The organism is Citrobacter sp. RHB21-C05, assembly GCF_013889015.1.
In the GTDB taxonomy this organism is placed as follows: Bacteria; Pseudomonadota; Gammaproteobacteria; order Enterobacterales; family Enterobacteriaceae; genus Citrobacter_A; species Citrobacter_A sedlakii.
Genome location: NZ_CP057611.1, coordinates 3,940,827 through 3,953,924, shown reverse-complemented (window position 1 = coordinate 3,953,924; position 13,098 = coordinate 3,940,827). Strand labels below are relative to the sequence as shown.

Annotated in this window: 12 protein-coding genes; 3 read left to right on the top strand and 9 right to left on the bottom strand. The window is 55.3% G+C overall.

Annotated features, from left to right (window positions below):
• The first annotated feature begins 77 nt into the window (after positions 1–77).
• Entirely contained in the window at positions 78–584 is a 507-nt protein-coding gene (gene mug, locus HVX72_RS18825; protein ID WP_060570862.1) for a G/U mismatch-specific DNA glycosylase, read from the top strand.
• 89 nt (positions 585–673) lie between these two features.
• Here the strand turns inward: mug and rpoD are convergent, their stop codons facing one another.
• The 3 genes from rpoD to rpsU all read right to left on the bottom strand — a co-directional run bounded on the left by rpoD (position 674) and on the right by rpsU (position 4,976).
• A complete protein-coding gene (gene rpoD / locus HVX72_RS18820) occupies positions 674–2,521 on the bottom strand; it encodes an RNA polymerase sigma factor RpoD (RefSeq protein WP_042289358.1) in 1,848 nt (615 codons plus the stop codon).
• A gap of 258 nt (positions 2,522–2,779) precedes the next feature.
• Entirely contained in the window at positions 2,780–4,525 is a 1,746-nt protein-coding gene (gene dnaG / locus HVX72_RS18815; RefSeq protein WP_181822088.1) for a DNA primase, read from the bottom strand.
• A gap of 235 nt (positions 4,526–4,760) precedes the next feature.
• Positions 4,761–4,976 (bottom strand): 30S ribosomal protein S21, encoded by a 216-nt coding sequence (gene rpsU / locus HVX72_RS18810; protein ID WP_001144069.1) that lies wholly within the window; start codon positions 4,974–4,976, stop codon positions 4,761–4,763.
• Positions 4,977–5,203: 227 nt separating this feature from the next.
• On the opposite strand from rpsU, the gene tsaD reads away from it, so the two are divergent.
• Positions 5,204–6,217 carry a tRNA (adenosine(37)-N6)-threonylcarbamoyltransferase complex transferase subunit TsaD gene (gene tsaD, locus HVX72_RS18805; protein ID WP_042289353.1) on the top strand — a complete coding sequence of 338 codons (1,014 nt, stop codon included), beginning with the start codon at positions 5,204–5,206 and terminating at the stop codon, positions 6,215–6,217.
• A gap of 21 nt (positions 6,218–6,238) precedes the next feature.
• Here tsaD and HVX72_RS18800 read toward each other — a convergent pair whose 3' ends face one another.
• Entirely contained in the window at positions 6,239–6,907 is a 669-nt protein-coding gene (locus HVX72_RS18800) for a response regulator transcription factor (RefSeq protein ID WP_042289351.1), read from the bottom strand.
• Positions 6,908–7,210: 303 nt separating this feature from the next.
• Between HVX72_RS18800 and HVX72_RS18795 the strand changes: the two genes are divergently transcribed.
• Entirely contained in the window at positions 7,211–9,262 is a 2,052-nt protein-coding gene (locus HVX72_RS18795; protein WP_181822087.1) for a S8 family serine peptidase, read from the top strand.
• A gap of 35 nt (positions 9,263–9,297) precedes the next feature.
• Here the strand turns inward: HVX72_RS18795 and ureG are convergent, their stop codons facing one another.
• From ureG to HVX72_RS18770, 5 genes are read right to left on the bottom strand one after another with little or no spacing between them, the layout of a single operon-like run.
• A complete protein-coding gene (gene ureG, locus HVX72_RS18790) occupies positions 9,298–9,915 on the bottom strand; it encodes an urease accessory protein UreG (protein WP_181822086.1) in 618 nt (205 codons plus the stop codon).
• A gap of 9 nt (positions 9,916–9,924) precedes the next feature.
• Complete coding sequence (locus HVX72_RS18785; RefSeq protein WP_181822085.1) at positions 9,925–10,599, bottom strand: urease accessory protein UreF; 675 nt, start codon at positions 10,597–10,599, stop codon at positions 9,925–9,927.
• On the bottom strand, positions 10,599–11,063 hold the full coding sequence (ureE, locus tag HVX72_RS18780; RefSeq protein WP_060570858.1) for an urease accessory protein UreE: 465 nt from the start codon (positions 11,061–11,063) through the stop codon (positions 10,599–10,601). The genes HVX72_RS18785 and ureE overlap by 1 nt, the downstream gene beginning before the upstream one ends.
• Positions 11,064–11,072: 9 nt before the next feature.
• The gene (gene ureC / locus HVX72_RS18775) at positions 11,073–12,776 is read right to left on the bottom strand and encodes an urease subunit alpha (protein ID WP_060570857.1); all 1,704 of its coding nucleotides are present in this window, start codon (positions 12,774–12,776) and stop codon (positions 11,073–11,075) included.
• Entirely contained in the window at positions 12,769–13,089 is a 321-nt protein-coding gene (locus HVX72_RS18770; protein ID WP_042289337.1) for an urease subunit beta, read from the bottom strand. The genes ureC and HVX72_RS18770 overlap by 8 nt, the downstream gene beginning before the upstream one ends.
• Positions 13,090–13,098: the final 9 nt, after the last annotated feature.

The window sequence follows — 13,098 nt, the reverse complement described above, 5'->3', positions numbered from 1 at the left end:
GCACAGGTGCTGTTTTATTAAACAACGTATTTTCAATCCGTTATACTTTTCTCGTGTTGTATTGTTCTGGAGAAAATATGGTTAAGGATATTTTGGCCCCGGGGCTGCGGGTGGTGTTCTGTGGCATCAATCCCGGGCTTTCGTCGGCGGGAACGGGGTTTCCGTTTGCGCATCCGGCAAATCGTTTCTGGAAAGTGATTCATCAGGCCGGATTTACCGACCGCCAGCTTAAGCCGGAAGAGGCTGAACGGCTGTTAGACTTTCGCTGCGGCGTCACTAAACTGGTCGACAGGCCTACGGTTCAGGCGAATGAAGTGACGCGCAAAGAACTGCATGACGGTGGGCGTAATCTGATCGCGAAGATCGAAGATTATCAGCCGCAGGCGCTGGCCATTTTAGGTAAGCAGGCGTTTGAACAGGGATTCAGCCAGCGGGGCGTCCAATGGGGAAAACAGGACATCACCATTGGCGCCACCGAGGTGTGGGTGTTACCCAATACCAGCGGGCTGAGCCGCATTACGCTGGATAAACTGGTCGAGGCATTCAGGGAGCTGGACGAGGCGCTGATCACCCGCGGATTGTAGCGCGGGATAGTATTGCCCCGATGCAGGATCTACCGAGCAGTAAAAAAAAACGCCACCCGAAGGTGGCGTCAGTTATACAGTCGACGAAATTAATCGTCGAGGAAGCTACGCAACACTTCAGAGCGGCTCGGGTGGCGTAGTTTACGCAGCGCCTTCGCTTCGATCTGACGGATACGTTCGCGGGTAACGTCAAACTGTTTACCCACTTCTTCCAGCGTGTGGTCGGTATTCATGTCGATACCGAAACGCATACGCAGCACTTTGGCTTCACGGGCGGTCAGGCCAGCCAGAACGTCGTGCGTGGCAGCACGCAGGCTCTCGGTAGTGGCAGAGTCCAGCGGCAGCTCGAGGGTGGTATCCTCGATGAAATCACCCAGATGCGAATCTTCATCGTCACCGATCGGGGTTTCCATGGAGATCGGCTCTTTGGCGATCTTCAGCACTTTACGGATCTTGTCTTCCGGCATCAGCATACGTTCGGCCAGTTCTTCCGGCGTCGGTTCACGCCCCATCTCTTGCAGCATCTGGCGGGAGATACGGTTGAGCTTGTTGATGGTCTCAATCATATGCACCGGGATACGGATGGTGCGCGCCTGGTCTGCGATAGAGCGGGTGATCGCCTGACGGATCCACCAGGTCGCATAGGTGGAGAACTTGTAACCACGACGGTATTCAAACTTGTCTACCGCTTTCATCAGACCGATGTTGCCTTCCTGAATCAGATCCAGGAACTGCAGGCCACGGTTGGTGTATTTCTTGGCGATAGAGATAACCAGACGTAAGTTCGCTTCAACCATCTCTTTCTTCGCACGGCGGGCTTTTGCTTCGCCGATGGACATACGACGGTTGATGTCTTTCACCTGCTCGATGGTCAGGCCGGTCTCTTCTTCAATCTGCTGCAGTTTTTGCAGGCCGCGGTGAACGTCATCGGCCACGTCGTGCAGCTTTTCAGACCACGGTTTGTTCATCGCGATAGCCGCGTTGAACCAGGTTTCGCTGGTCTCGTTGCCGGTGAACAGGGTGATGAAGTTCTTCTTCGGCATTTTACACTGCTCAACGCAGAGCTTCATGATCAGGCGTTCCTGAGTACGCACACGGTCCATCATCACGCGCATGCTGTTCACGAGGTAGTCGAACTGCTTCGGTACCAGACGGAACTGCTTGAACACTTCAGAAAGCTTGAGGATCTCGGTCTGCGCATCCGCATGACTACGGCCTTTCGCTTTGATGGTGTCACGCGTCACTTCATACTGCGTACGCAGTTCAGCGAATTTCTCGCGCGCCAGTTCCGGGTCGATGCTGTTGTCGTCATCCGCGCTGTCGTCGTCGCCGTCTTCCTCATCTTCATCCTCATCGTCGTCCATGTCTTCCTGAGACAATTCTGAGCCGACGTGGGTGGCGGTAGGCGCCAGATCTTCTTCCGCGTTTGGATCAACGAAACCGGTGATCAGATCGGACAGACGCGCTTCTTCTGCTTCAACGCGATCGTATTGTTCCAGAAGATAGGTAATGGCTTCCGGGTATTCCGCAACCGAACACTGAACCTGGTTGATCCCGTCTTCAATGCGTTTTGCGATGTCGATTTCGCCTTCGCGGGTCAACAGTTCAACGGTGCCCATTTCGCGCATGTACATGCGCACCGGATCGGTGGTGCGACCGATTTCCGACTCTACGCTGGAGAGAACCTGCGCAGCCGCTTCTTCTGCGTCTTCATCGGTACTGGTCGTGTTTTCAGCAAGCAGCAGATCATCGGCATCCGGTGCTTCTTCCATCACCTGAATACCCATGTCGTTGATCATTTGGATGATATCTTCGATCTGATCTGAATCGACGATATCTTCCGGCAGATGGTCATTGACCTCGGCATAGGTCAGATAGCCTTGCTCCTTACCACGGGTAACAAGAAGCTTCAGCTGTGACTGCGGGTTTTGCTCCATAAGACGGTATCCACACTTAATTCGTTTGATTGGTGTCAGCCAGCGTTGCCGCCAACATTTAAAGCGAGGGCGTATTTGTTTTTTTGCCGCTGCCTCTCAGTGCGGCTGTCGGGGTCTCCCCGATCGCTATTCGGCACTTAAGCCGTTAAATACTTCCTCATTTACGTTGTCCCTGGGGGCGCTGAGTTCCCGAGCTTTACACTCCCGGGATGCATTTCATGCTGCCCTTGATACAACGCGAATGATGTTGTCTTTCAGTTATCTCTTCGCCAGCTCCTGGTTCAGAGTCCAGAGCTCCCGGCGTTCTTCGCTGCTTAAACCATGTGTGCGCTCACGAGCAATCAACTCTTCCTGGCGCAGCTCAAGCATCGAATCAAACATATGGTTGAGTGAGTCGGTGAAGGTTTTTTCAGCAATGTCCTTATCTGCTATATCGTCCCACATCGACAGTTTTTCAAGGGTGGCCGCATCATTTGTGCCACGATAGTGTTCTAAAAGTTGCCCGGTGGTCAGACCTGGCTGGGACAAACAAGTGTTGACCAGTTCTGCAAATAAGCCAAGTCCGGGCAGCTTATTATGATCCAGACCGTTCAACGGTGGGACCAGTGGCGCCAGTTCCGGGTTTTGCACCAGCAGTCCTATCAGTATACGCATGGTCGTGCGTTTTAGCTGTGGAGCGGGCCGGGAAGGGCCATTTTCAGACAATTTTGGCATTAATCGTTCAAGCTGGCTGTCGTCAAGGATGCCCAGCTTGTTGCCCAACTCCTGGCGCAGGTAAATGCGCAGCGTTTCGCCCGGCACCTGAGTGATTAACGGTAATGCCAGCGTACTGAGCTGCGCGCGTCCGTCCGGAGTGCTCAAATCGACCTGCGGCAGCAGGCTGTTAAACAAAAACGCGGAGAGCGGTAACGCCTGCTCCATCCGGGTTTCAAACGCTTCTTTACCCTCTTTACGCACCAGCGTATCCGGGTCTTCGCCGTCAGGCAGGAACATAAAGCGTAGCTGACGACCATCGGTCATATACGGCAGCGCGGTTTCCAGCGCGCGCCAGGCGGCGTCTCGTCCTGCCCGGTCGCCGTCATAACAGCAAATCACCGTGTTGGTCGCGCGAAACAGGAGCTGAATGTGATCGGCGGTGGTCGAGGTGCCCAACGACGCCACGGCGTAGTTAATGCCGTATTGCGCCAGCGCCACCACATCCATATAACCTTCCACAACCAGCAGTCGCTGTGGATCGGCGTTATCCTGCTGCGCTTCATACAGACCATACAGCTGACGGCCTTTATGAAAAATATCGGTTTCCGGGGAGTTGAGGTACTTCGGCAGGGCATCGCCCAGCACCCGACCACCAAAGCCAATCACCCGGCCACGCTTGTCGCGTATGGGGAACATCACCCGTTCGCGGAAGCGGTCATAGCTGCGTCCCTGATCGTTGGTGACCAACATGCCCGCGTCGACCAGTGACTGGCGATTTTCGCTATTGCCGCCAAACCGTTTCAGGACGTTGTCCCAGCCGGGGGGCGCAAAACCAATAGCAAAACGCGCGATCACTTCGCTACTGAGTCCTCGCTTTTCCAGATACTGGCGCGCAGGGGTAGCGGCGGGTTGCATCAGAGATTGCTGATAAAACGTGTTCAGACCGTCCATCAATTGATAAAGGCTTTGCCGTTGATGGCGCTCTATCTGACTGGGGCCAGTGCCTGCTTCAAATGGAACCTCAAGATTGTGCATTGCCGCCAGCTCTTCGACGGTTTCCACGAACTCGAGCTTGTCGTAGTTCATCAGGAAATCGATCGCGTTGCCGTGCGCGCCGCATCCAAAGCAGTGATAAAACTGTTTTTCACCGTTTACGGTGAAAGAGGGGGTTTTTTCGTTATGGAACGGACAGCACGCATGATAATTCTTGCCCTGCTTTTTGAGCTTCACCCGCCCGTCGATCAGATCGACGATGTCGGTGCGCGCCAGCAGGTCATTAATAAATACGCGTGGGATTCGTCCAGCCATAAGCCCTGTTAGTAAACTTCATCCTTCAAACTGTCTCTGCGTTGGCTGCGCTCGTTCACCCCCAGTTACTGACTTCTCTAAGCTCCGGGGATTCACTCACTTGCCGCTTTGATACAGGGTGAATGATGTTGTGTAATTGCTGATTCATAAACGAAAACAAGCCGCGCATTCCTTTCGGAAGCACGGCCTTACAACTACAACTCTGTCTGAATTGAGAGCCCTGGCCCTCAACAGATTAGTACAGACGAGTACGGCGTGCGTTTTCGCGAGCCAGTTTCTTCGCGTGACGTTTCACTGCAGAAGCTTTAGCGCGCTTACGTTCGGTCGTCGGTTTTTCATAGAACTCACGACGACGAACTTCCGCCAGAACACCTGCTTTTTCGCAGGAACGCTTGAAGCGACGCAGAGCTACGTCGAACGGCTCGTTTTCACGTACTTTAATTACCGGCATGTGCCTCTCACCTTTGATTAAATCGGTTTGCCGCTGGCATCAACGCCAGCTTATTTCAAAATGGTGCGGAATTTTACTGCAATTGCTGCTGCTTTGTAAAGCACCGCGGCCTTTTTTGAAAGGGACTTTTGTAAGGGGCCAGAGTATACACGAAGTCAGGTCGCAGGGTATACATCGACCCGCATTCGACCTAAACTGCGCGGTATCAGAGTGAGGTAAAACAAGTCATGCGTGTACTGGGAATTGAAACATCCTGCGATGAAACCGGCATCGCCATTTACGACGACGAAAAAGGTCTGTTAGCCAACCAATTGTATAGTCAGGTGAAATTACACGCTGACTACGGCGGCGTGGTGCCTGAGCTGGCTTCACGCGATCACGTCCGCAAAACGGTACCGTTGATCCAGGCGGCGCTGAAAGAAGCCGGATTGAACGCCAAAGAGATTGACGCGGTGGCGTATACCGCCGGTCCGGGTCTGGTTGGCGCGCTGCTGGTGGGCGCAACGGTTGGACGTTCGTTGGCATTCGCCTGGAACGTGCCGGCCATTCCTGTACACCATATGGAAGGGCATCTGCTGGCGCCAATGCTGGAAGATAACCCGCCAGAATTTCCGTTTGTGGCGCTGCTGGTTTCCGGCGGCCATACGCAGCTTATCAGCGTGACCGGCGTCGGTCAGTATACCCTGCTGGGCGAGTCGATTGACGATGCCGCTGGCGAAGCGTTTGATAAAACCGCGAAGCTGCTGGGGCTGGACTATCCTGGTGGTCCGATGCTGTCGAAAATGGCCGCACAGGGTACCGCCGGGCGTTTTGTCTTCCCACGCCCGATGACCGATCGCCCAGGGCTGGACTTCAGCTTTTCCGGCCTGAAAACCTTTGCTGCTAACACCATTCGCAGCAATGGCGACGACGATCAGACCCGCGCCGATATCGCCCGCGCATTTGAAGACGCGGTCGTCGATACGCTGATGATCAAATGCAAACGCGCGCTGGATCAAACCGGTTTCAAACGTCTGGTGATGGCGGGGGGCGTCAGCGCTAACCGTACCCTGCGCGCGAAGCTGGCAGAGATGATGCAAAAACGCCGTGGCGAAGTCTTTTACGCCCGCCCGGAATTTTGCACTGACAATGGCGCGATGATCGCCTATGCCGGTATGGTGCGTTTTAAAGCGGGCGCGCTGGCCGACCTGGGCGTCAGCGTGCGTCCGCGCTGGCCGCTGGCGGAGTTGCCTGCCGCCTGAGGCGGCGTGTCATCCCGGATGTCAGGTCATAATATCTAATATCCGGGATCTGGCCAGCAGGCAATAGAGCTGACTGTCATTTTTCACCCGCAATTTCTCCATTGCCCGTATTTTATGCGCGCTTACGGTTTTAATACTCAGGTGCATCTGACGAGAGACATCCGTCAGATTTCCCCCTTTGCACAGAAAACGCAACACGTCTATTTCTCTGGCGGAGAGCGACTCCTCGCTTTGAAGGAAGCCTTTCATTAGCGACGGTTCGATGTAGACCTCATCTTTTATGACGCAATTAAGCGTATCGCGCAGGACTGTCTCACTGAGGGCGTGACTGACATAGGCTTTTGCCCCGGCTTCAAGCGTCAGCCGGATAAGCTGCGGGCTTTTAAACGGGGCTATCAGCACCACTTTTAACGCAGGGTATTTCTGGTGCAATTTTTTAATCAGCGCCAGTCCGTCCAAATCACAGTGCGGATGAAGGTGTTGTGCGGTGTTAAGCATATATCCCAACAGCAGGATGTCGGGAGTTTCTCCTGCCAGCAACGTAAGCAAGGAAGAGGTCGACCCGACGTCTTCCAGCAGCGAGAAATGGGAACCAGAGCTCGCGCAGGATCTGTCTAACCCTTCAATCATTGCACGTATACCCCGGCGGATCAGGGGGTGCTCATCGGCAATCGCTATTTTTACTGACATCACGTTCTCCAGCATAAGAAGGCGAATATTTTATAAGCACCATACGTTGGTGAGTAAAATTAAAAGAACACTTTCATATAAAAATGTGCTTGCATTAATGTCGATATACGATTTTTTTATTTTGACCGTTTTTATCTTTTTTATGAGTTGACTTGTGTAACGCCTCTGCTTTTTAGCTCGGCGCGAAAGAAAAAGAATTTTCTTATTATTTAAAAGAAAGCTCTACTTGGCCGTTGGGTAATGACTATTTTAGGCTGAAAAAAGGAACAACACAGATCATGTCATAAAGGAATATCGGCTAACATGAAAAAAAGCATTTTATCAATGTTAATTTGCGCAGCAGTAACCTGTGCGGCTTACGCTCAAACCGGCACCGCCTTACAGCACGTACATCAGGCGCAAGAGGTTCAGGAAGGCGTTTCGTATGACGCTATTGTCGTTAAGCTAAAACCGGGTAAATCTCAAACCTCCCCGTTAAAACTTGACGATCCCGCACTCGTCGCCACCCGCATGTACCACGCGGACAACCTGAGCCGCGAACGCGCAGCTGAAATTGCGGAGCTAAACGCACGGTATGGATTCGATCGTTATCTGCGTATTGAGCTGCCAGAAAATAAAAAGCAAGATCGAAATTATATCGAACATGTGATCAACACTATTCAACAAAATCAGGATGTTGAGACTGTTTATCCTGAAGCTATGCCCGTAGGTTTTCAGGCAGAAAAGCAAGAAGCGGGTCAGTCTTCAACCCTATTAAAATCGACAGTGAACAGCGGCCTGTCGGCCGTGTCTGTGCCCGATTATCGACAGCAGCAGGATTATTTAAAAGCCCCGGATGACAAGCGTTCTGGTTATTATATTGGCGGGGTGAACCGCGACAGCGTTAATCAGTATATAGGGAACGAGGGTGAGGATATCACTATTGTTTCTTCTGAGAACTGCGGCTGGAATGAAAATCATGTGAATTTACCACCTGCTTCATTCGTTCAGGGACCAAATAAAGATACCTGCAATGAGCGGGAACATAATACGGCTTCTGTTGGTATTTTAGCTGCGCGCGATATTGGTTCTGGTGTTCGTGGTCTAAGTTATAAAAGCAAAGTGGGCTATGCGGCCTGGCCTGCGTCGAATCTCTTTAATGTTATTCCGTTATTAAAAGCGGGTGATGTTGTCTCGTTAAATATGCAGACGTATGGCGGAGAAATTACCGGGACCTGTAAATCAGCCTGTTATATTCCCATTGAATATCTGGACAGTTATTTCAACGTCATCAAGGCGCTCACGGATAAAGGCGTGTTTGTGATTACTTCCGCAGGGAATGGCAATATTAATCTGGACTCTCCCGCCTTTAATGGTCGTTGGGATACGCAAGTGCGTGATTCAGGCGCGATTATCGCCGGGGCATTCTGTTCAAAAGACGGTAAAAAAGCGAACTTTAGCACCTATGGGTCGCGTGTCACCAGTTCATCAAGAGGCTGTAGTGATGTCACAACGACGGGCTATGGCAATCTCTATAACAGAACCAATGCAAATTATACCGGAAGTTTTGGCGGGACGTCTTCAGCAACGCCTATTGTGGCAGGCGTGGTGGCCAGCCTGTCAGGTATTGCCAAAGCGAACGGGATCACCGTTACACCGCGCCAGATGCGTCAAATCCTGGCTGAGACTGGCACGCCAATTGCGAATGGCGACTCGGCGAAGGTCGGCACGCAACCCGATATGGCGCGTGCTGTCGCCCGGATCCTGGCGTTGAAGAATGGCAGCGATATTCCTGCTATTCCTGCTCCTACCGCCGCCGCAGGAGCAGACTACACTATGGTTTCCCCAACCACTGGCGTAAGCACCTATCCTCTGGACGGCAGCAAGAGCCTGAACGCGACATCGTATAACTGGAGCGTGACAAAAGGTGTTGGCACCTTCTTCCTGGAGGAAAAACTGAACGGCGTGCAGGTGAACAGCATCGACAATGCTCATGCCTATGCGGTGATTCCTGCCAATACGGAAGGGCAGGCTACCTTTACGCTGACAACAACAGGGGCGGATGGCCGTACCGCGCAGGACAGCATGACCATCATGGTAAGTAAACCTGCGACGCCAGCGAAGGAAGACACGCCGACAAAAGACGATACGCCGGCGAAGGACGACGCGCCGGCAAATGATGACGTGCCGGCGACCAATACGGCGCCAGCCTATAACGGCAAAATAGCCTATCCGACCAAATGCACCAAAGTATCTTACAACGGTAAAATTTGGTTCAACCAGTGGTATGTCAACCCGGGACAGGAAACACCGGGAACGGGCGGCCAGTGGGGCGCATGGCGTGAACAGGGCACATCCAATAACAGCTGCAAATAACCATGAAGGCCTGGCTTATCGCCAGGCCCTTTTAGTCAGATTCGCAGCATCCCTTTCTCTTTCAGAAACGCAATAATCGTCTCCAGACCGTCGCCCGTCTTCAGGTTAGTAAAGGTCCACGGACGCGCGCCGCGCATGCGGTTAGTGTCGCGCGCCATCACCTCCAGCGACGCCCCGACGTAAGGGGCCAGATCGGTTTTGTTGATCACCAGAAAGTCAGATTTAGTGATCCCCGGGCCGCCTTTGCGTGGGATCTTCTCTCCTTCAGCTACGTCGATCACGTAGATCGTCAGATCCGCCAGCTCCGGACTGAACGTGGCGCTCAGGTTGTCACCGCCGCTTTCAACGAAGATCAGATCCAGATTACCGAATTTCGCGCTTAATGCATCCACTGCCGCCAGATTCATTGAGGCGTCTTCACGGATGGCGGTGTGTGGACAGCCGCCGGTTTCGACGCCGACGATGCGTTCCGGCTCAAGCGCGCCCGCTTCTGTCAGGATGCGCTGATCCTCTTTGGTGTAAATGTCGTTCGTGACCACCGCCAGTTGCCAGGTGTCGCGCATGGCTTTGCATAACGCTTCCAGCAGGGCGGTTTTGCCCGATCCTACCGGGCCGCCCACGCCGACGCGCAGGGGATGTTTGTGCTCACTCATTGTCTCTCCTCAGGAGCGGAATAATCGACAGTATTGGGTTTCGTGACGGGCGGAGGCGATAGCCGCCAGCGGCGTAGCAGAGCCGAGGTGTTCATCCGGACAGCTCAACGCCTGCGTTATACCCTGTGCGTAATGTTCGCTGAGGGTTATCATCAGCCGCTGCGCCGCCTGCTGGCCGAAGGGCACCAGCTTAACGCCCGCCATTACGGCGCTTTCGATCCAGCTGTAGCCCAGCGTTAAGGCCAGATCGGCGAGCGGCAGCCGCCACTGTACGCCAAGCCAGGCCATTCCGCAGAGCTGGCTGTCAGCGAACAGCGCGCGCCACGCGGGCGGGCTTTCCGGCACCCAGTCCACCACCAGCCGCGTAAACGCCGCGCCTCTGCTGCGCTCTTCTTCGCGCAGTTCGCGGGTTTCCCGACAGGCCAGCAGGTACGTCGTCCAGCGGCGCGCGGCGGTGATATCGTCCTGCTCGCAGGCGCGATAAAGCCGGGCGAACAACGGCAGGTCGACGGTGAAAAAATTGTGCTCCATTTGCTGTCGCTGCCAGCGGGCGAAGGCATCGACGCTGTTGACCCAACCGCTCTCCACCGCCCACTCCAGCCCCTGAGACCAGGTAAACGATCCCACCGGCAGGCTGCTGCTGGCGAGCTGTAGCAGGCGCAACTGCTGGCGGGCGTCACGCATCAGTGCGCATGACCGTGATGATGGTTATGCCCGTGGGACTCGCTGGCGTAAGCGCCCGCTTCCGGCTCAAACGGTAAATGCGCAAAGGTCACGTCAAGATCGAACTGGCGCAGCATGGCGTCCAGCACATGATCGTGATGATAGCGCAGTTCATCCGGCAAAATTTGCAGCGGTACGTGGCGATTGCCGAGGTGATAGCACGCTTTGGCGAGCAGAAACGGGTTGGCGCAGCGCACCACCGAAACCGCTTCATGGGCGGCGATGATCTCCACCACTTCCGTCCCGTCTTCGCTACGCAGGCGGTCGCCGCCGCGCAACAGCAGGCCGCGCGGCAGCATCAATCCCGCCTCGCGCCCGTCGTTCAGTCGCACTTTGGCCCGGCTTTTTACGCGGATATCAATCGGCAGCGTCAGGGTGGCGGTGGCTTGCGCTGTCGTCTCAACCCGTTGCGTTAATAGCAGCATGTCGGCTCCTTAAAATAAAAAGTAACGTTGCGCCATCGGCAGCACGTCTGCCGGCTCGCTGGTAATGCGTTCGCCGTCAATGCGCACCTCGTAGGTCTGGGCGTCGACGGTGATATCGGGTTGCAGGCTGTTGTGGATCATGTCGGCTTTTTTCACCGTCCGGCAGCCTTTCACCACCGCGGTGGCGCTGTGTAAATTCAACTGCTGAGCGACGCCGCTGTCGTGGGCGGCCTGGGATAAAAAGGTTAACCGGGTGTGATGACGCGCAGCGCCTAATGCGCCGAACATCATCCGGTAGTGCACCGGCTGCGGCGTGGGGATCGAGGCGTTGATATCGCCCATCGGCGCGCAGGCGATCATTCCACCCTTGATAATGGCGGCGGGTTTGACACCGAAAAACGCCGGCGACCACAGCGCCAGATCCGCCAGTTTTCCGGCCTCAATGGAGCCGACCTCATGGGCGATACCGTGAGTCAGCGCCGGGTTAATGGTGTACTTGGCGATGTAGCGTTTCACCCGCTGGTTGTCGTTATCGCCGCGCTCTTCCGCCAGCGCGCCGCGCTGTACTTTCATCCGGTGCGCTACCTGCCAGGTGCGCAGAATCACTTCGCCGACGCGGCCCATCGCCTGGGAATCCGACGAGGTCAGCGAAAACGCGCCAATGTCATGCAGCACGTCCTCGGCGGCGATGGTTTCGCGCCGAATGCGTGACTCGGCAAACGCCACGTCTTCGGCGATATCGGGGTCGAGATGGTGGCACACCATCAGCATGTCGAGATGCTCATCGATAGTATTCACGGTGTAAGGCAGCGTTGGGTTGGTTGATGACGGCAGAATATTGGCGTGCGCGCAGGCGGTGATGATATCCGGCGCATGGCCGCCGCCCGCGCCTTCGGTGTGAAACGTATGGATCGTGCGATCGCCAATAGCCGCCAGCGTGTCTTCGACAAAGCCGGACTCGTTCAGGGTGTCGCTGTGCAGCGCCACCTGAATATCCATTTCGTCGGCGACGGTCAGCGCGCAGTCGATAGCCGCAGGCGTCGCCCCCCAGTCTTCATGAATTTTCAGGCCGATCGCCCCGGCGGTCACCTGCTCGCGCAGCGTATCCGGATTGGAGCCATTTCCCTTGCCGAGCAGACCGATATTGACCGGCAGGGTATCCGCGGCCTGCAACATCCGGGCGATGTTCCAGGGGCCGGGCGTACAGGTGGTGGCGTTGGTGCCCGCCGCCGGTCCGGTGCCGCCGCCGATCATCGTCGTCACGCCGGAAACCAGCGCCTCCTGCGCCTGCTGCGGACAGATCCAGTGAATATGGGTATCGACGCCGCCAGCGGTGACGATCTTACCTTCTCCGGCGATCGCCTCCGTCCCGACGCCGATCGGGATCGTCACGTCAGGCTGAATGTCCGGATTACCGGCTTTGCCGACGGCGAAGATCCTGCCGTCTTTGATGCCGATATCCGCTTTAACGATCCCCCAGTGGTCGACGATCAGCGCGTTGGTGATCACCAGATCCACGCAGGCGTCGGCGCGCATCTGTCCCTGACCCATACCGTCGCGGATCACTTTACCGCCGCCGAATTTCACCTCTTCGCCATAGGTGGTGAGATCGTTTTCCACTTCGATCCACAAATCTGTGTCCGCCAGACGCACTTTATCGCCGGTGGTGGGGCCAAACATATCGGCATACGCTTGCCGGGAGATCTCAGCCATTGTTGACCTCCAGCGCGCCCATGACCTCGCCGCGAAAGCCAAAAATACGCTGCGCGCCTGCCACGCGCACCAGCTCGACTTCTCGCTTTTGCCCCGGTTCAAAGCGCACCGCGGTGCCGGCGGGGATATTCAGGCGGTATCCGCGCGCCGCCTCGCGCGGGAAGCGCAGGGCGGGGTTAGCTTCGAAAAAGTGGTAATGCGATCCAACCTGAACGGGGCGATCGCCGTGGTTTTCCACCACGAGAGTGCAGGTCTCGCGCTGGTGATTGAGCGCAATATTTCCTGCCGCGATCCGGTATTCGCCTGGAATCATAACCTCTCC